Origin of the sequence: Bacillus sp. XF8 (assembly GCF_017498755.1) — a bacterium.
Classification (GTDB): domain Bacteria; phylum Bacillota; class Bacilli; order Bacillales; family Bacillaceae_G; genus Bacillus_A; species Bacillus_A bingmayongensis.
The window spans coordinates 173,761-193,659 of sequence record NZ_JAGDQK010000010.1 but is presented as its reverse complement, the minus strand read 5'-3'; the positions used below and the strand labels follow the sequence as shown (position 1 = coordinate 193,659).

Genomic DNA, 19,899 nt, shown 5'->3' with positions numbered 1-19,899 from the left:
AAAGTAATATAATTTTATTTGAATATAAAATTGAACTGTAAAATGTATTTTGTAATATGATGATTACATATCTTTCATATAAGAGAAATAAATATGAAACTAGGAGAAATGAAATGAATAAAAAAATGGATCATATCGGTATTGCGGTTCGTGATATAGATAGTACCATAAGCTTTTACGAAAAGGTTTTACAAGGAACTTTAATAGATCGTTATGTAAGTGAGGCACCAGGTGTTGAAAGTGAAGTAGCTATTCTTGAAATGAATGGAGATAGAATTGAGTTACTTGCACCGACTAATAATACGACTTCACCAATAGCAAGATTTATAAAGCAAAAAGGGAAAGGTGTTCATCATATCGCTTATCGCGTAGATGATTTAGATCAAGCTTTAGAAGAGTTAAAAAGACAAGGAATTCGAACGTTAGAGCATACTCTTCGTATAAATAAGCATGGTAGAAGACTTATTTACCTTAACCCAGCGGATACAGAAGGTACAATTATTGAGTATTGTGATTACCCGGAAGAAAAATAAAGGGATTTTAATCGTGAGCAAAGGTGTTACGTATTAACGTAGCACTTTTTTGAATTAGATATTGTGTTATATATAAGAGGATTTCACATTTTCTTCACAAATGATTCACGATATCTTTTCTTCTTGAGAAACTTATATAAATATATTTTATGTTATAATAATAATCGACTTTAAAAATATAAGTTGTATTTTAGTTAGTAGTTACTAATATATTGTAAGTTAAGAGGTGAGGGATAGATAGAGTGTAATGTTATATAGTTTCTAACACTTAATGAGGTTAAGTTATTAACTTGGGAATAAAATGAAGTACGGAGAAAGAAGTGAAATAAGTGTGAGAGTGGTAAAAAAACTGGGGGCATGGATCTTAGTAGCGTGCGTGTTAATAATATTGATACCAAAAAACGCTTCTGCTCATGCGTATGTTGTGAAATCAAACCCTACTGAAAATGAAACGCTGAAAAAAGCACCTTCTGTTGTGAAAATTGAGTTCGATGAGGAGATACAAGTTTCGCATTTTAATACATTGTTCGTAAGGGATGCTTCAGGTAAAAGGGTAGATTTAAAAGATGCTCATATTGATAAAAGAAATAAAAAGTTATTAGAAGCTGGTTTAAAAGAGAACATAAAAAATGGTTTGTATTCTATTCAGTGGAAAGCTATTTCAGCCGATGGGCATCCAATTCAAGGAGTTATTCCATTCCGTATTGGATCAGCAGGAGAGGGAACAGATGACATACAAGTAGAAGAGATGGGTTATGTTCCGCAAATAGATATGATTATGGAACGCGGAATTTTATATACAAGTCTTTCCTTATTTATAGGTGTTCTATTTTTTAATCTTATCATTTATAAAGGGAATGCAATTCAAGTTCAATCAAGAAGTAAGAAATTAATATGGTTAACCTTATTTGGTATATTCATTAGTTTACTATTCAATCTACCATTGCAAGCGAAAATTAACACTGATGTTTCATGGTTGGAAGCATTCCACCCTTTATTATTAAAAGAAACATTACAGTTATCTGTTTTTGGATATGTATGGATGACTCAAATTTGCCTTATTAGTACGCTCATTATTGTTACATACTTTGCTTTGAAACGTGAAAAGTTCTCATCTTTTAAAGTATGGACAATTCCGATTTTGTTGTTTATTGGTTTACTCATAATGAAAGCCATAAATAGTCATGCATATGGTTTAAAGTATAAAGAAATTGCTGTAACTATGGATTTTTTACATTTACTTGCAGCTTCGCTATGGATTGGAGGACTAGCGGCAATCGTTCTTCTTTTACCTAAAGATCATGAGAATGGGAAATGGACGATGTATTGGGATGCCATTAAACGTTTTTCACCATGGGCAATATGCGCGGTGATTATTATTTTTGTAACTGGTCTCTTTAATAGTACATTCTTTATTCCAACAGTCCATTCATTATTTGATACAAGTTATGGATTAGCATTGTTAACGAAAGTCATTTTATTTATTAGTATGGGGATATTGGGACTTATTCATCATGTAAAGGGAAGGATGAGAGGGCAGAAAAGGTTGGGTGCTACGGTGAAAATCGAGTTTGGCGTAGGGATCGCTATTTTTATAGTAGTAGCCTTTTTAACGAATGTACAAACGCCACCAATGCCGCCGACGGGACCTTTTACAGAAAGTCAGAAACTCGATAATGGATATGAGCTTACTTTACATGTAAGTCCAAATAAGGTAGGAATGAATACATTTCGTATTGATTTAAAGGATACAAATGGTCAGCCTGTTACCAACATGGAGCAAATCGTACTGACAACAAAATCTTTAGATATGGATATGGGAAAAGGTACGTTTAGAGTTTCTTCAGTTTCACCAGGGTCGTATCAAGCAGAAGGAATGTATATTAACATGACAGGTAAGTGGAATATACATGTCCATGGATTAACGAAAGATCTTGATAACTTTGATACGGATTTTCAATTTATGGTAGGTGGACGATAAAATAAAGCGTCTAAAACCAGCTACTTATAGAGAGTCAAAAAGGAGTCGTAAGAAAATGAAACGAATAAAAAAATTTGGAACAACAATGATAGCAACAGTAATTGCAATGGGACTTTTCTCGTTACCTGTTAGTGCACATGTAACGGTGAAACCAGCTACTTCTGGAATTAGCTCTTGGGAAACGTATACAATAAAAGTGCCTGTTGAAAAGGATATAGCAACAACGAAAGTTACCCTTAAAATACCAGCGGGAGTCGAGTTCCAGCAGTATGAACCTGTACCGGGATGGAAAGTTAATGAACAAAAAGATACATCTGGGAAAGTTAAATCTGTTATATGGGAAGCGACTGGAGAAGGGATTTTACCTGGTCAATTCCAACAATTTACTTTTGTTGCGAAAAACCCAGATAAAGAACAAAAAGTAGTTTGGGATGCATATCAACAGTATAAGGATGGAGATATTGTAGAATGGACAGGTGATGAGAAAGCGGATAAACCACATTCACTTACTACAATTACAAAAGGTACAACACTAACAGGGGAACATGGAGAGTCAAAAGCATCGGATGTGAAAGAGAAAGAAAATGCAAGCCTGCAAACAATAGCTATTATTTTATCCATGCTTTCTATTATAGTATCATTCGGTACATGTATCTTTGTATTACGTCGTAAAAAGCAGTAAAAAGAAAGAGCCTATGAGATGGTAGGCTCTTTCTTTTTTATTTTTGATTAGCACCTTTTAGGTTCAACCGATTGTTTCATCATGAGTGATTTAGGTTTTATATTCACAAAGCAAATACTTACGACAATAAATAAAAGGCCGACAAATAAGCTAATTGTGATTGCTTCATGTAGAAAGATAGAACTTACAATAATTGCAATAAGGGGAATGAGAAATGTATAGGCACCAACCTTACTCGTTTCTCCAGCTCCGACAAGTGTAAAGTAAGCTAGCCAGCCCATTGCAATCACAAAGATTGAAATGAATAGTAGTACGATTACAAATGGTATGCTCCAAGCAATACTGGACCAGTTTTCAAACTCTGAACCAAATCCAATTAAGCAAAATCCTCCGATAATAAGTTGAAGTGTGACCATCCAAATTGCATTTACACGGTTTCCAGTCTTTTTAATGAATACTGTACCAAGGGCCCATCCAATTGCACATCCTAAAGCAAGCAAGATGCCGATGACAGAAATATGTCCGGTTAAGCTGCTAGAACTAATAACAGCAACGCCTGTAAATCCAAGGATAAGACCAAAAATTTTCAAGCCATACATTGCTTCTTCAAGCCAAATCCAAGAGAAAATTCCAAGTAAGACAGGCTGAAGAAATACAATAGCGGAAAAGAGTCCAGCGGGCATATATTGAAGTCCGACAGTTTGTAGTCCGTAAAATAAAATAATGTTGAGTAAAGCAGAAATAAAATATAAATGCCAAGTTTCTTTTAGATTTAGTTGTTTGTATTTCGGTAATGCAAATATAAGTAGAATAAATCCTCCTATTACTGTTCTGATCCCTGCAAATAATATGGGTGGTGTATAATGCAAAGCAAATTTAGATAAAGGCCAATTAATCCCCCACATAAGAACGAGAAATGAAAGGAGTAAGGCCGTTTTTGTTCGTGAAAGCTGTGTCATAATAATCCCCTCCTTGTTGTATTCCATTTCACTATGATATGATATTGAACATGATAAATAAAATGAATCTTTTTTATAAGGAGTATAAGTAATTAGTTATGACGATTACACAACTTCAAGTTTTTGTAAAAGTAGTTGAACTGGGAAGCTTTACGAAAGCAGCTCGAATCTTGAATATGACACAACCAGCTGTCAGCCATGCTATTTCTAGCGTGGAATCGGAATTAGATGTGAAACTTATTATACGTGATAAAAGAAAAGGTTTAATTCTTACTGATGTAGGAAATCGTATTTTGGTTCATTTTAGAGAAATTTTAAATGGCGTTGAGAAAGTAGAACAAGAAGTAGCGATGGAGAAAGGACATGAAGTTGGTACAATTCGAATCGGAAGTTTTCCAAGTGCATCGGCGTATTTCTTGCCTAAAATGATCAATATCTTTCGTGAGAAATATCCGAATTTAGAGCTGGTTCTCCATGAAGGAACACTGAAAGAAGTGGAAGAATGGCTATTATCACGTGTAATTGATGTAGGAATTGTGATTTTGCAAAATAAAGAAATGGAGATCGTACCTTTAACGAAGGGAAAGATGGTTGTTGTTCTAAGAGATGATCATCCTTTGTGTAAGAAAACGACGATTACAATAAAAGACTTAGAAGATGAACCAATCATTATTTGTAAAGGTGGCTATGAGCCGCCAATTATAGAAATGTTTAACCAAGCTTCAGTACCGCTTTGTATTGAATATGTTGTGTCTACTGTGACGACATCTTTGAATATGATACAAGAGGGATTGGGTTTAGCTATATTAGCTGAATTATCTTTATCAGATATACCTCCGAATGTTCAGACAAGAGAATTAGAACCACAAGTGTGGAGAGAAATTGCTTTAGCTGTTCCTTCATTAAAGGAAGCTTCGCTGGCTGTTCAACTATTTATTGAAGAATTTCAAGCTTTGTTTGCAGAATCGTAAAAGGTATCTCATTTGTGAGATGCCTTTTTATTGCTATCACGTATTTAAAAAAGTTTTTTAGAAAGGCTTGACTTATTTATCTGTTGTAACTATAATGATTACATCAAGGTGGTGATCATGATGAAAATTAGTAGCCGCTTTTCTATCGCTGTTCATATTTTATCTGTTTTGAAAAATAATCCATCATCTATTTGCACTTCAGAATTTATGGCTGAAAGTGTAAATACAAATCCGGTTGTGATTCGAAAAATAATGTCTTACTTAAAACAGGCCAAGTTTGTTTATGTGAATCGAGGCCTAGGTGGAGCAGGATTATTAAAGGATTTAAATGAAATCACATTATTAGATGTGTATCATGCAGTGAATGTGGTTGAAGAAGATAAGTTGTTTCACATTCACGAACAACCTAATCCGGATTGCCCGATTGGAGCGAATATTCAAGCTGTTTTAGAGGTTATTTTAGTTCAGGCACAATCTGCAATGGAAGATGTTTTGAGAAGTATTACTATGGGGCAGTTATTTGAATCTTTACAACATAAAATGAATGCTTGAAATAAGTATTGAGGAATGCAAATCTCTATAAAAAAGAGAATGCATATTTTTTTCTCAGTGATGTAACTAATTTGATTACAACGTTTAATAATAAAAGAAAGTAAGGTGCAATAATATGACTGTAAAAATGAAAGTGTACTCTGATTTTATTTGTCCATTTTGTTTCTTAGCAAAAGGTCCATTGGATGAAGTAGCTAAGGAGAAAGATGTAGAAATTGAATGGATGCCATTTGAATTACGTCCAAGTCCATATTCAAAAATTGATCCTTGGCAGGAGCCGGATAAATTAGGATCATGGGATTCCTTCATTCTTCCTACTGCAAAAAAATTAGGAGTTGAGATGCGTCTACCACGTGTTTCTCCTCATCCATATACGCATTTGGCGTTTGAGGGATATCAATTTGCAAAGGAACATGGCTTGGAGAATGCTTTTCATCATCGAGTGTTCACAGCATTTTTCCAGGAAGAACAAAATATTGAAGAGATAGACGTACTAACAAAATTAGCAGGTGAAGTGGGGCTTCCTGAAGCTGAATTTAAAGAAGCTTTAGTAACTCGTAAATATAAAGAGCAACACCAAAAAGCAATTCAACATGCATACGATGAAGCAAATATTATGGCCGTTCCAACTGTAATGATTGGAGAAGAAGTAATTCAAGGTCTTGCTAGTAAAGAAATGTTAGAAAGAGTCATTGATAAAGAAATACAAAAGGAAAAAACAAATTCATTTGATGGAATGCAATGTACGACTGACGGATATTGCTAAGCCAAATCTTTCATTAAAGAATCAAATCTATTTGTTTAAATAAATTATACAACTTATATACTTGGAGGAATTAACATGTCAGTAACTACAACAAACTTAAAAGAAGCAATTGTGAACCGTCGTTCAATTCGTAAAGTAACAAAAAATGCTACGATTACAAAAGAAAGAATCAATGAAGTTTTAAAAACAGCTTTGCATGCACCAACATCTTTTAATATGCAAAGTGGTCGTATGGTTGTATTAATGGATGCAGAGCATGAAAGGTTTTGGGATATCGTAAAAGAAACGCTTAGAGCTCGCGTGCCAGCAGAAAACTTTGAAGCAACAGTAGAAAGACTTAAAGGTTTCCGCGAAGGAGTAGGAACAGTATTATTCTTTGAAAATCAAGCGACAGTAAAACAAATGCAAGAAAATGCACCATTATATAAAGAACAGTTCCCATTCTGGTCTCATCAAGGAAATGCAATGCTACAACATACTGTATGGATGCTATTATCTGCAGAAGGAATCGGAGCATCATTACAACACTATAATCCAATTGTAGATGCTGAAGTGAAAGAAACTTGGAATATCCCAGCAGAGTGGAGCTTAGTAGGACAAATGCCATTTGGTGAGCCAAATGAACAACCAGGTGAAAGAACGTTCTTACCTATTGAAGATGTAGTGAAATTTTATTAATACGGAAAATATATGTAGTAGAAAAAGAAGCTATTTGCCAAATAGCTTCTTTTTTCATGCAATGATTTTAGCAGTTAGGATTTAACGAGTATGAATTCTTAGTTTAGGGAAGAAATATAACAAATAATATGTACTCGACTTAGTGGAATTTTATAAAAGGATGTGTCGTGATGAATAAAGAGAAGAAATATACTGTTGTAGGTACTGATATTGATGAAGTGAAACGCTTAAATAAAAATTCAGGGTTAACGTATAATCAAGTAAAGGAATTACTAGCGAAGCAAGTCGATAAGGGGAAATAGGGAATCTCCCAAAATCTAGAAAAAGGGTAGTGATGCTTTATATTTGTGTGTACAAATATAAAGAGGGATTATACGATTTAGAAAGAACACAATGTATATAAAGAAAAGTGTAATTTGCACTCTCTCGCTACGGATTATATGAAGTGGGAGAGTGCTTACATATAAATAAAGATAAATGATAGAATACATAAGATTGTGAATAGAGAGTTTTAGAGAATTATAATAATATGTGAAGTGAGAGTTGTTTGAGAATTTTATAATACAGATGGAAAATGAGACTTTTCAAAGTTAAAAGAAAGATTGAAGAGTTTTATTCATAAGATGTTTTAAATAGAGTGTTTTATTATTTAAGAATTGATAGAACTATTCATGATGAACAGGATAAAGAAACTGGAAGGAGGAGGTTTGAAATAAATGATGCAAATGAAAAATTTCTTTCAAAGTAGAGGGTTTCAGCGGCTTCTTGTATTAGTCATTTTGGCTCTTATACTATACGGGCTAAAAAGTATGATTAATTTAATATTAATTACCTTTATCCTTACGTTTTTAATGGATCGGTTTCAAAGGTTTATTTCTGAAAAGATTAATCGTTTTGTACGGATAAATAGGAAAGTGATTATCGCTTTTTTATACATTGTTTTAGTAGCGTTTATTATTACTACCTTATATAAATATTTACCTGTATTAACAATACAAATTTCACAATTGATTCACCAATTTAAGCTGTTTTTTAAAAATCCTCCTGATAATGAAATGATCAGATATGTGCTTGCTGCAATTAATCAGATGGAAGTATCGAAGTATATTGAACAAGGTGTGGATGTGATTTATCAATCGTTAGCGAATATCGGAAAGGTAAGTTTCCAAATTTTTCTTTCTCTTATTTTAAGTTTATTTTTCTTGTTAGAAAAAGAGCGTATTATTGCTTTTACTTCTAAATGTAGGGATAGTAAACTTAGTATTTTTTATGAGGAAATTGCATACTTTGGTCAGAAATTTGTCCGTTCATTTGGAAAAGTTATTGAGGCACAGTTTTTAATCGCAGTTGTAAACTGTATTCTTTCTGTCATTGCCCTTGTATTTCTAGGATTCCCGCAGCTACTTGTATTAGCAGTTATGATTTTTCTGCTCGGTCTTATTCCTGTTGCAGGTGTCATTATTTCACTATTTCCACTTTGTATCATCGCTTATAACATTGGTGGGATTGCGTATGTCGTATACATATTAATTTTCATTACAGTTATTCATGCGATTGAAAGCTATTTATTAAATCCGAAATTTATGTCTGCAAAAACGAATTTGCCAATTTTTTATACATTTATGGTTCTTATATTTTCGGAGCATTTTTTAGGGATATGGGGCCTTATTATTGGGATTCCGATTTTTATCTTTTTACTTGATGTGCTTGAGGTGAATAATGAAGAAGAGGATCGTATCCATAATAAATAGCAATGAATTAGAGATTTCTTCAGAGAATGATATAAGTATGATTATTCTCTAAGTCGATTTTATCAAGTAAGAACCCTACAAGAAGTTAGAAAGAAGCTGTCATAAAGGTTCGACTGGTGAAAGATAATGATTAGAGGAGGATGAGAATCTCCTCTAATCAAGAATGCTTTCAAAGTTCCTGTGCTTAATGAGCATACCTTCAATGATGTGCCAGAAACATCTTGGGCAAAGGGAGCTATTAGTGCAGTCAAATGGCATTGCATCAGGAACCAGTCATGGGAAATTTGAACCAAATAAGACAGTAACTCGTGAACAATACGCACAGTTTTTATATAATGCATTGGAGTATAAGAAACGTCTTAACGAGAATGTGTTGCCTGATGAGAAAAATTCTAGTGATACAAACTTATTAAAAGGGTTTCAGCAAGAATTAAAGCAGCATATTGATAATCGAGAAGAAAACATTACAATTACATATAAAACAAATCATAATAATCTTCAAGAAGTTATGGATACGCTTGTTAAAGAATACGGTAAGACAGTAGATTCAGATGAATATTTAAAACATAATGTAGCAAATACAAAGTATTCAATACGTGGTATACCTGGAAACTATGTATTCACATTGAATATTACATATCGTGAATCAAAAGAACAAACGCAATATGTAAAGGAACAGGCGAAATTGATTATTCATTCAATTGTTAAGGCTGGAATGGATGAACATGAAAAAGTAAAAGCAATTCATGATTATGTTGTGAAGCGTGTTTCATATGATACTTCATATAAAGCTTATACGGCATATGAAGCATTGGCAAATCGTTCAGCAGTTTGCCAAGGATATGCATTATTAACATATCAATTGCTAAAAGAAGCAAAGATAGAATCTCATATTGTAACAGGAACAGGAAATGGTATCATCTTGATACAACGTTTGATGACCCTGTTCCCGATAAACAAGGGTGAGTTATGTACTCTTACTTTAACATGTCAGATGAACAATTAAGTAAAGATCACCAATGGGACCGTAGTGCATTCCCGAAAGCAGTAACAAATTACTATGGTGAATTAACAAATAAAATAAAGGCAGGTAGTCCGAAAGCTTTGGTATATCAACAAATGTTACACGATACAAACCTTCTTTATTTATCTGCTCAATATGGAGCGGAAAACTACAATGAATTTAAAGGGAAATTGCAGCAGCAATTTGCATCAAAACCAACGAAAGTTGAAATTCGTTATAGGCAGTCTATGAATGGAGCAATTCAAGATATTAAGAAAGCATTAAATGAAATCTCTTGGCCTATAGGTGCAAAACAAGTATCTTATCAAGCAGCACCTTATAGCGCACAAGTTGGATATTCATTGGTGACAATTACATTTACGTACTAAAGCAGGAAAAAAGGGTGTCCTAAAAGGGCGATTTCATCAATCTTTTAGGACACCCTTATAAAAACATAAATTTTTTAATGAAAGAGCAATTCTCTTTAAAGGACAGGGGCCATTGTTTCCTTCAGTACTTGTACCGAATGATCAAATTTTAATTCTTCTTCTTCACTTAATTCAACTTCTAAAATCTCACGAATTCCTTGTCGGTTAATAACTGCAGGAACGCCAATATATACATCCTTTTGCCCATATTGTCCATCAAGATAAGCAGATACGGTTAGTACACTATTTTCATTATTTAAAATGGCTTTTGTTACACGTAATAGCGACATGCCAATTCCATAGTACGTAGCACCTTTTCGTTCGATAATATGATAAGCAGCGTCACGGACATTTACAAAGATGTCGTCTAAATCTTTTTGGTTGTGCTGATGGTCTTTTTCAAGGATTGTTTGTAGTTTTTGAATTCCAATGGATACGTGACTCCAAACTGGAAGCTCAGTATCACCATGCTCACCAATGATGTAGGCATGAATGTTGTGAGGACCAATATTGAAATATTCTCCTAGCATGTATCGGAAGCGAGCAGAATCAAGCGTTGTACCAGAACCAATGACACGTTCTTTTGGTAATCCAGATTCTTTCCAAGTTACGTATGTTAAAATATCGACTGGATTTGTCGCGATTAAGAAAATGCCATCAAATCCACTATCCATAATACTGCGAACAATTTGTTTAAAGATTTTAGCATTTTTTTCAACTAAGTCTAAACGAGTTTCACCTGGTTTTTGTGGTAAGCCTGCTGTAATTACAACAAGGTCTGCGTCTTTACAATCTTCATAGCTACCTTTCCAAACTCTTGTCGGTGCTGGAGCAAAGGGAACCGCATGACTCAAATCCATTGCTTCTCCCTCTGCTTTCGCTTCATTTACGTCAACAAGAACGAACTCTTCTGCAACACCTTGGTTAATCATACAGTAGGCATAGCTACATCCTACAGCTCCTGTTCCGACTAATACAACACGATCGATACCTTTTTTCATCTGAAAATTCCTCGCCATTTCATAAATTTTTTGATCTTGCTTTTTCAATTCAATCATATGTAAGAAAATATATAGGTCTTACTTCGACAGATTCAAAACTAGTTTATTACATTTCATAAAAGATATTCAAGTATTTGAAAATTCATCCATTATAATCTTTTTAGAACATGAAGAATTAAACATAGGCATCTTTTTCATTGAATATAATGCAATGAAATCCTTTTGAAGAGGAGAAAATTGGGATGCCTCATAATATGAATAACAAATTAACGACGGAACAAATGCTGCGAATCATTAAAGAAGGACTTTCTAAGTCGCAAGCCCCTAAAAATATTATTATTGTGGGGGCTGGATTAGCGGGATTAGTTAGTGCCTCGCTTTTAAAGGATGCTGGTCATAAAGTTAAAATTCTTGAAGCGAATAACAGAATAGGAGGAAGAGTACTTACGCTGCGGGCTCCTTTCAGTAAGGGACTATATTTTAATGCAGGACCAATGCGTATCCCTGATGTACAGACTTTAACTTTAGGATATATAAATAAATTTCGTTTGCCAATGAACGAATTTATAAATCGAACTCCTATGGATATCATTTATACAAATGGTATTCGAACACGCCTTCATACATTTGAACAAAATCCGAGTGTTTTACATTATCCAGTTAGACTAGAGGAAAAAGGGAAAACCGCGGAAGACTTAATGAATTTAGCACTACAGCCGATTATTGATTTCATTAAGAAAGACCCAGATAAAAATTGGACTATTGTAGAAAAACAATATAGAAGATATTCATTAGGTACTTTCTTAAGTTGTTATTTTTCAGATGGGGCAATTGATATGATTGGTGTACTTCTTGATATGGAAGCTTTTATGGGAATATCTTTAATCGAAGTATTGCGAGAAATGATTTTTTTTACATCTACCACGAAGTTTTATGAGATTACAGGTGGGATGGATGCATTACCCAAAGCATTTTTACCACAGTTAAAGGAAAATATATTTTTAAATTACAAAATGACTAAAATAATACAATACGATAACAGTGTTGCGATCCAGACAAATCACGAGCAAACTTTAGAACAGTTTATGGCGATAGGAGATCTTGCGATTATAACAATCCCATTTTCTGCTTTGCGTTTTGTAGAAATTGAACCGTATCATTCTTTTTCTTATTACAAACGAAGAGCGATTCGTGAGCTTAACTATATGGCTTCAACAAAAATTGCAATTGAATTTAAAAGTCGATTTTGGGAAAAGGCGGGGCAATATGGCGGAAAATCGATAACGGACTTACCAATTCGATTTACATATTATCCGAGCCGAGGGATCCATACAGCGGGAGTAGCTGTACTGTTAGCAAGTTATACATGGGCAGATGAAGCATTAACGTGGGACAGTCTGACTAATGAAGAACGTATTCGCTATGCATTAAGAAATTTAGCGAGAATTTACGGAAATCAAGTTTATGCTGAATTTGTAACAGGTACATCGTTTAGCTGGGGGCAAAATCCTTATTCTTGTGGAGCATTTACTGCTTTTGAATCAGGGCAAGAACTGGAACTATTCCCTTATATGCCGACACCTGAAGGGAGAATACATTTTGCAGGTGAGCATACAACACTCACTCATGGTTGGATGCAAGGAGCAATTGAATCTGGAATACGGGTTGCATATGAAGTAAATGACTTGCCCAAATGAATATATCAAATGTTCATAAGTAGGGGTCTAAATTATATAAATATGAATTAGACCCTTAATCGTGACTTGTATTTTAAAGCATTAATTGAAATAGATTATCATTTTTTATTTACAAATGAAAAAGTTTTTAATAGAATAGATTTCATAAATCGTAATGATTACTGTTTGAGGAGGGGTGTTATGGAATCCTCTTTTGTTAGTTGTAAAAAGTAAGAAAAACTATAATAATGAAATAGGAAATGATAAAAAGTAGTTAGAATGAAATGGATGGTTGGTCATATGAGTAAAGTAGAAATTCATATATTAGGCGGTTTTTTAGGTAGCGGAAAATCAACACTGCTACAAAATTTATTATTAGCGGAAAAAAAGAAAAATCGAAAAGTTGCTGTTTTAATGAATGAAATAGGAGAATACTCGGTAGATACAGATATTATAGGGAAAGAGAATGTTTTGAGAGAACTTCTCAAAGGTTGTATTTGTTGTACGTTGAAAGATGAACTTGAGATTCAGTTACATTCTTTATATCAACAAGAAAGACCGGATGTAATTTATATAGAAACAACGGGAGTTGCTCATCCAATTGAAGTGTTGGATGCATGCTTATCACCTATTTTAGCTCCGTTTCTTGAGGTGAAGTCAATTGTTGTTGTATTAGATGCAATGAGATGGTTAAATCGTGATACATTAAGTAAAAATGTTCAACAACTTCTAAATGAACAAATCAAATACGGAAGCCATATTCTTATTAATAAATCAGACTTGCTAAAAGATGAGGAAAAGAAACAGATTTTAGAAGAAGTAGCAGCGATAAATAAATATGCGAAATTGTATGAAACACAGTATTGCAATATATCTTTAGAAGATATAGAAGGCGTGAAATTAGAAGGTAATGAAGAACATAAAACGTTACATGTGAAACAGCATTTACATATACAAACGATGACATATCAATTTGCAAAGTCAATCGATCAAGATCAACTATACGAATGGCTTTCCAATTTGCCACAGGAAATATATCGAGTTAAGGGATTTGTGAAATTTCATGGAGATAAATATCCGCACCTATTACAATACTCATTTGGTGTACCCATTTTATTGGAGCAGGACTTTGGGTTCCCAACAAATCTTGTGATGATTGGTGAGAATTTAGATAAGAAACAATTGGCAGAAGGATTAGATGGTTTAGAGAGTAACTCAATTTCATAATTTGTGTTGATATAGAAAAGCAGCGTAGAATTATAGATTCTACGCTGCTTTTGCATGTGTGAAAATGATAGTGATTGGAAAGTTAATATTATTTAAAGGAAGCGTAACCTTCATCTGCAATAACAACACTCCCGTTAATTGTACTTGCTTCCTCCAATGAAATAAGATGAATAGTATCTGCGATTTGCTCAGGTTGAGTTAATTTATTTCCCATTACTTTTGCTTTCATTGCATCAATTAACCTTAAATCTTTATAGCCTTGAATAATGGGTGTATCAATGGCACCCAGTGCTAATGCAATCACGTGAATACCGTATTAAGCCAATTCTAAAGCAGCTAAGAGCTTTGTGAATAGATTCATACATGAACTGTAAATGGCACTGTATATTTTGTATTTTTGAAGTTAATCATAATCACATTGGAATGAATTTTTTGGAGATCTTTCCTTGCTGTTCATAATTAACGATATCGGGTTGAATATGTTTTAATTCAAGGAGAATAAGATGAATAAGAAATATAGTTTTACAAGAACTATTAGTGTTCCGGCTTCAATAGCTGTTAGTTTAAACGATTTACTGATTGTAAGGAATAGGAAGACCACAGATAAGAAGGGTTTTATGGATTTTTTTACACTATTCGATAAGAAAAACACAATTGAAAATTTCCGCAATCTTTATAAAATATATCCGGCTCAAAAGGTGAAACGTAAAGGAGCTATTTCTCAATTTAATTATGATTTGAAGGATATGAATGTTACGTATAGCTATAATGGGAAGCAATCAACTCTTGATGAGTTTCTTAAAAATACGATCACAACGGGTTTTATCATCATGAAAGATCATAAAGTTGTAAATGAACAATACTTTCATGGAAATACATGTGAATCACTTAATACATCATGGTCTCTCGCAAAATCTTTTTTATCAGCTTTAGTAGGTATAGCGATTGATGAAGGGCACATCAAATCAGTGCAAGATTTAATCATCACTTATTTGCCAGAGTTAAGGGACTCGGGATATAAGAATGTTTCTATTAAGGAATGTCTACAGATGTGTTCTGGCATTTATTTCAATGAAGATTATCATAATTTTTCATCAGATTTTTATATGCTAATGCAGGCATCATTGATTACAAGTAAGGGTGTGAATAATTATATAAACCGATTTAAGTATAAAGAATTTTCTGGGAAATTTTCTTATAAAAGTATAGATACACAAGTGTTAGGGATGCTGGTTGCGAAAGCAACTGGACGGAATTTAGCACAATATTTACAAGAGAAAATATGGGAACCGCTTGGAATGGAGTCACATGCATTTTGGAATATAGGTAGTGATGGGAGCACGATACCTTATTCTTTCTTGAATGCTACGTTGAGAGATTTTGCTAGATTTGGATTGCTCTACTTACATAATGGAAATTGGAAGAGGAAACAGATTATTTCACAAGAGTGGATTCGAGAATCAACCATACCTGAAAGACATAATCTACTGAAAGATAATCAATCTCATTTCACTGATAATTATCAGTATCAATGGTGGACTCCTGGACCAGATTATATAGTCGGAGAATTTCTTGCTATAGGAATTTGGGGTCAGAATATTTATATAAACCAACCAGAAAACCTTGTTATTGTGAGAACAAGTGCTGATCCTAGTTTTGAAAAACATCACTACGAAATGTATGCCGTTTATCGTGCAATAGTAGACTTTTTACGTAAAGAGTCTTAAGAGTAGTGCGATTGGTGGAAAAGACTAACTCACTTTGGAAGTTAGTCTTTTTTTGTAGGGCTAATATATTAGAGGAAGAGAACAGTTATTTAAATGTATAATTTAAATAATTGTATGAATATTTACAAATGCATTGGAAGGGATTTGTAAATGCCTGGCGAATGTAGAAGTACTTCGAGAATTTTCTATTGATAACATAATTCACATTGTTAAAAGCGAAAAGTCATGATTACGGATGGTTTACTATGGCGTATTTGATTCTATCAGAAAGTAAAGTATGGGGAGGATCACAATGTCAGCAAAAAAACGTAAGTGGCTAAAAATGGTGTTTACGGGATGTATTCTTGGCTCATTGTTAGTAACAGCCGGTTGTTCGGGAGAAAAAGTAAGTACAGACAATGAGAAAACGATTAAGGTAGGTGTTCTTGCTTCGTTAACGGGTCCGCTTGAATCGTATGGGAAACAAACAGTAAATGGATTTGAACTAGGACTCGATTATGCAACAGGTGGAACAGGGAAAGTCGAAGGAAAGAAGATTAAGTTTGTTGTAGAGGATACGGAAACGAAAGCGGATGTAGCGGTTAAAAAAGCTACGAAACTATTAGAAGAAGATAAGGTTGACTTTCTCGTTGGATCTTCAAGTTCAAGTGATACATTAGCAGTGTTACCACTAGCGGAAGAGTATGAAAAAGTAATGGTCGTTGAGCCTGCAGTTGCAGATAGTATTACAGGTAAGAACTGGAATAAATACATTTTTAGAACGGGAAGAAATTCATCTCAAGATGCAATTGCTGGCGCTGCATCAATTGCTAAAAAAGATGTGAAGATTGCGACGTTCGCACCAGATAATGCATTTGGTCGTGAAGGGATTGCTGCATTTAAAGCTGGGGCAAAGAAATTAGGTGCGAATATAGTAAACGAACAATATGCTGATACGAATTCTACTGATTTTACGGCAAATATTCAAAATATCATTAGTTCAAAACCTGATTATTTATTCATTGCTTGGGCTGGTGCAAACTCACCATGGAAGCAGTTAAAAGATATGAACGTGGAGGCACAAGGGATTAAGATTTCAACGGGAGCACCGGACATACCAGCATTAAAAACGATGGATGCATTAGTAGGTATGCAAGGATTTTCAGTGTATTATCATACCCTTTCGAAAAATAAAGTAAACGATTGGTTAGTAGAAGAACATAAGAAGCGTTTCAATGGAACAGTTCCAGATTTATTTACAGCTGGAGGAATGTCAGCGGCAATTTCCATTGTTGAAGCCTTAAAGAAAACGAAAGGCGATACAGATGTTGATACACTTATTAAGAAAATGGAAGGAATGGAATTTGATACGCCAAAGGGAAAAATGAAATTTAGAGAGAAAGACCACCAAGCTTTGCAAACGCTTTATTCTATAACGTTGCAAAAACAAGATGGTGTTGATTATCCAGTACCTGTTCTAGAGCGCGAACTAACAATGGAAGAAACAGAGCCACCAATTCAAAATAAATAAACAGAATATTCATTAAATTAAAAGGTGTAAGGAGAGAAGGATAACTCTCTTTACATCCGTCTCTCTTTTTTTACCCTAAAAATAAAAATTTTTATGGGGGAGGACAATAGAGTGAAGAATTTGTTAGAGACTAGAGACCTTTGTGTCTCATTTGGAGAACATCATGTTATTAAAAATGTAAATTTGACGATACAAAAAGGGAAACTTATTTCTATCATTGGACCGAATGGAGCAGGAAAGACAACTCTATTTAACTTGTTAAGTGGACAGATTACTCCAACAAAAGGAGAGATTTATTTTAAAGAACGTGATATTACAAAGTTATCGATTCCAGAGCGAACGCGCCTTGGAATGGGGCGTTCTTTTCAGCTCACGAACATCTTTCCAGAATTAACAGTGATTGAAAATGTACGTTTAAGTGTACAGTCTTTTGTCCAAGATTATTATCGTTTTTTTCCAAGTTTCTCTCGATTGAAACAACAGATGGGAGAGGCAAGGCGGCTTTTGAAGACAGTATTGCTTCATGAAAAAGAAGAAGTGTTAGCGAAAGATTTAGCACATGGCGAAAAGAGGAAATTAGAACTGGCTATGCTGTTGGCGCTCAGGACAGATGTATTGCTTCTTGATGAACCGACAGCAGGTATTTCTGTTGAGGAAGTCCCGGCTATTCTTCAAGTAATAGAGAATATAAAGAAAAATCGAGAGAATACAATTGTACTTATTGAACACAAAATGGATATGATTTTGCATTTGTCAGATCATCTTATTGTATTATTCCATGGTGAATTATTAGCTGAAGGAGTGCCAGAGGAAATTATGAAGGATGAGCGTGTACAAACGGCATATTTAGGAGGATTACACGGTGACACTATTAAAAGTGGATAATATAGAAACGTATTTGGATCAGTTTCATATTTTGCAAGGTGTTTCTTTTGAGGTTGAGAAAGGAACAATCACAGTGTTGTTCGGAAGAAACGGTGCTGGAAAAACAACAACTTTACGTTCTATCATGGGATTTCATCGGATTTCTAATGGAGAGGTTTATTATGGTGATGAAAAAGTAAATGGTTTATCCACTCATTTAATTTCGCGAAAAGGTATGGGGTATGTGCCAGAGAATCAAGGAATCTTTCATGATTTAACGGTAGAAGAAACATTTGCTCTTGCTGGAGCGAAGAAAGGGATAGAATATGCGGAAAAGGTAGAATGGATGCTCGATTTATTTCCAGACTTAAAACAATATTGGCATAAAAAGAGTGGATTTTTAAGCGGAGGGCAAAAGCAAATGCTAGCAATTTCAAGGGCGTTCATTAATAGTGATGGATTGTTGCTTATCGATGAGCCAAGTAAAGGGTTAGCACCAATTATGATTGAAAAGTTAATGTCGGCTATTTTGAAAATGAAAGAGAAAACAACTGTTTTACTTGTGGAACAAAATTTTATGATGGCAAGTCAAATAGGTGATTATTTTTACATTATGGATAATGGGAAAATCGTACACAAAGGTCCAATGAATGAACTGAAAGAAGATAAGGAAACATGTCATAAATATTTAGGGATTTCTTAACATTGATGCGGAGGAGGTATAGGACGTGGACGTGTTAGTTAACTTGTTTGTCAACGGCGTTTCAACAGGTATGCTTATTTTCTTGTTAGCATCTGGACTGTCACTTATTTTTGGCTTAATGAGCGTCCTTAATTTTGCCCATGGTGGCTTGTTTGCATGGGGAGCCTTTACAGGGGTTTGGTTATTCAATATGACCGGTAGTTATATACTTGCATTAATTGGAGCAGTTGTGATGGGAATGTTCCTTGGTTTCGTTTTAGAAAGATTTCTCATTCGGCCTGTCTATGGAAATCATGTTCGCCAACTTCTTGTTACACTTGGTGGAATGCTCGTACTTAGTGAATGTATAAAAGTATTTTGGGGACCGAATCCAATTGGAGCTAAATTACCATCATGGTTACAAGGGAGCTTCACATTTGATGGAATTATATTAATAAAGTATCGATTGTTTGTTATTGTTGTTGGGGTACTGATTTATATTGGCTTGATGTTGTTGCTACGTAAAACCAAAATTGGCCTTATGATTCGTGCGGGTGTAATAGATAAGGAGATGGTTCAAGCTCTTGGCATTAACATAAAGGCTATATTTTCATTTGTCTTTTTATTAGGGGCTGGAATGGCGGCGTTAGGCGGGTTTCTTCTTGCACCATATTCAGGGGTTATTTTTGCTGAAATGGGGATGCAGTATGCTATTTTAGCTTTTATTGTGGTCATTATTGGAGGATTAGGCAGTGTGCAAGGTTCAGCAATCGCATCATTAATTGTTGGTTTGGCTGGAGCGTTTACAGCGTATTATATACCTGATTTATCACTCGCAATAAATATGTTAATGTTATTATTTTTCTTGATAGTCAAGCCAACGGGACTTGTTGGTGAAAAGGGGTGAA

Annotated in this window: 18 protein-coding genes and 2 pseudogenes; 17 read left to right on the top strand and 3 right to left on the bottom strand. The window is 34.3% G+C overall.

Annotated elements, in window-relative coordinates:
- Positions 1-113 precede the first annotated feature (113 nt).
- The 3 genes from J4P91_RS07750 (at position 114) to J4P91_RS07740 (ending at position 3,196) form a co-directional block, all read left to right on the top strand.
- Positions 114-533, top strand: a complete 420-nt coding sequence (locus tag J4P91_RS07750) for a VOC family protein (protein WP_017152213.1) — start codon at positions 114-116, stop codon at positions 531-533.
- A 301-nt stretch (positions 534-834) separates the two neighbouring features.
- Positions 835-2,514 carry a copper resistance CopC/CopD family protein gene (locus tag J4P91_RS07745; protein WP_243763749.1) on the top strand — a complete coding sequence of 560 codons (1,680 nt, stop codon included), beginning with the start codon at positions 835-837 and terminating at the stop codon, positions 2,512-2,514.
- Between the two features lie 55 nt (positions 2,515-2,569).
- A complete protein-coding gene (locus tag J4P91_RS07740; protein WP_207993475.1) occupies positions 2,570-3,196 on the top strand; it encodes a YcnI family copper-binding membrane protein in 627 nt (208 codons plus the stop codon).
- Positions 3,197-3,243: 47 nt separating this feature from the next.
- Here J4P91_RS07740 and J4P91_RS07735 read toward each other — a convergent pair whose 3' ends face one another.
- Entirely contained in the window at positions 3,244-4,155 is a 912-nt protein-coding gene (locus tag J4P91_RS07735; RefSeq protein WP_207993474.1) for a DMT family transporter, read from the bottom strand.
- Between the two features lie 98 nt (positions 4,156-4,253).
- Here J4P91_RS07735 and J4P91_RS07730 point away from each other — a divergent pair, with 98 nt between their 5' ends.
- The 7 genes and pseudogenes from J4P91_RS07730 to J4P91_RS07705 form a co-directional block, all read left to right on the top strand.
- Positions 4,254-5,126 (top strand): LysR family transcriptional regulator, encoded by an 873-nt coding sequence (locus J4P91_RS07730; RefSeq protein WP_207993473.1) that lies wholly within the window; start codon positions 4,254-4,256, stop codon positions 5,124-5,126.
- 120 nt (positions 5,127-5,246) lie between these two features.
- Positions 5,247-5,678 (top strand): Rrf2 family transcriptional regulator, encoded by a 432-nt coding sequence (locus tag J4P91_RS07725; RefSeq protein ID WP_207993520.1) that lies wholly within the window; start codon positions 5,247-5,249, stop codon positions 5,676-5,678.
- A 115-nt stretch (positions 5,679-5,793) separates the two neighbouring features.
- Positions 5,794-6,444 carry a DsbA family oxidoreductase gene (locus tag J4P91_RS07720; RefSeq protein WP_017152207.1) on the top strand — a complete coding sequence of 217 codons (651 nt, stop codon included), beginning with the start codon at positions 5,794-5,796 and terminating at the stop codon, positions 6,442-6,444.
- Positions 6,445-6,519: 75 nt separating this feature from the next.
- The gene (locus J4P91_RS07715) at positions 6,520-7,122 is read left to right on the top strand and encodes a nitroreductase family protein (RefSeq protein WP_207993472.1); all 603 of its coding nucleotides are present in this window, start codon (positions 6,520-6,522) and stop codon (positions 7,120-7,122) included.
- 170 nt (positions 7,123-7,292) lie between these two features.
- Positions 7,293-7,424 (top strand): hypothetical protein, encoded by a 132-nt coding sequence (locus tag J4P91_RS29385; protein ID WP_017152205.1) that lies wholly within the window; start codon positions 7,293-7,295, stop codon positions 7,422-7,424.
- A 414-nt stretch (positions 7,425-7,838) separates the two neighbouring features.
- The gene (locus tag J4P91_RS07710; protein ID WP_017152204.1) at positions 7,839-8,873 is read left to right on the top strand and encodes an AI-2E family transporter; all 1,035 of its coding nucleotides are present in this window, start codon (positions 7,839-7,841) and stop codon (positions 8,871-8,873) included.
- 153 nt (positions 8,874-9,026) lie between these two features.
- Positions 9,027-10,265, top strand: a pseudogene (locus J4P91_RS07705) (transglutaminase domain-containing protein); the annotation flags it as partial.
- Between the two features lie 95 nt (positions 10,266-10,360).
- On the opposite strand, the gene J4P91_RS07700 reads toward J4P91_RS07705, so the two are convergent.
- A complete protein-coding gene (locus tag J4P91_RS07700) occupies positions 10,361-11,305 on the bottom strand; it encodes an L-lactate dehydrogenase (protein WP_026049228.1) in 945 nt (314 codons plus the stop codon).
- 254 nt (positions 11,306-11,559) lie between these two features.
- On the opposite strand from J4P91_RS07700, the gene J4P91_RS07695 reads away from it, so the two are divergent.
- Positions 11,560-13,002 (top strand): flavin monoamine oxidase family protein, encoded by a 1,443-nt coding sequence (locus tag J4P91_RS07695; protein ID WP_207993519.1) that lies wholly within the window; start codon positions 11,560-11,562, stop codon positions 13,000-13,002.
- Positions 13,003-13,281: 279 nt separating this feature from the next.
- Complete coding sequence (locus tag J4P91_RS07690) at positions 13,282-14,208, top strand: CobW family GTP-binding protein (protein WP_017152200.1); 927 nt, start codon at positions 13,282-13,284, stop codon at positions 14,206-14,208.
- An 88-nt stretch (positions 14,209-14,296) separates the two neighbouring features.
- Here the strand turns inward: J4P91_RS07690 and J4P91_RS07685 are convergent.
- Positions 14,297-14,545: pseudogene (locus tag J4P91_RS07685) on the bottom strand (SDR family oxidoreductase); the annotation flags it as partial.
- Positions 14,546-14,711: 166 nt separating this feature from the next.
- Here J4P91_RS07685 and J4P91_RS07680 point away from each other — a divergent pair.
- The 5 genes from J4P91_RS07680 (at position 14,712) to J4P91_RS07660 (ending at position 19,898) form a co-directional block, all read left to right on the top strand.
- A complete protein-coding gene (locus J4P91_RS07680) occupies positions 14,712-15,935 on the top strand; it encodes a serine hydrolase domain-containing protein (protein WP_207993470.1) in 1,224 nt (407 codons plus the stop codon).
- 292 nt (positions 15,936-16,227) lie between these two features.
- A complete protein-coding gene (locus J4P91_RS07675) occupies positions 16,228-17,445 on the top strand; it encodes a substrate-binding domain-containing protein (RefSeq protein WP_207993469.1) in 1,218 nt (405 codons plus the stop codon).
- Positions 17,446-17,556: 111 nt separating this feature from the next.
- Positions 17,557-18,330: an ABC transporter ATP-binding protein gene (locus J4P91_RS07670; RefSeq protein ID WP_207993468.1), complete on the top strand. Its 774-nt coding sequence runs from the start codon at positions 17,557-17,559 to the stop codon at positions 18,328-18,330.
- Entirely contained in the window at positions 18,308-19,012 is a 705-nt protein-coding gene (locus tag J4P91_RS07665; RefSeq protein ID WP_207993467.1) for a branched-chain amino acid ABC transporter ATP-binding protein, read from the top strand. The genes J4P91_RS07670 and J4P91_RS07665 overlap by 23 nt, the downstream gene beginning before the upstream one ends.
- 25 nt (positions 19,013-19,037) lie before the next feature.
- Positions 19,038-19,898, top strand: a complete 861-nt coding sequence (locus J4P91_RS07660; protein WP_017152194.1) for a branched-chain amino acid ABC transporter permease — start codon at positions 19,038-19,040, stop codon at positions 19,896-19,898.
- Position 19,899 lies beyond the last annotated feature (1 nt).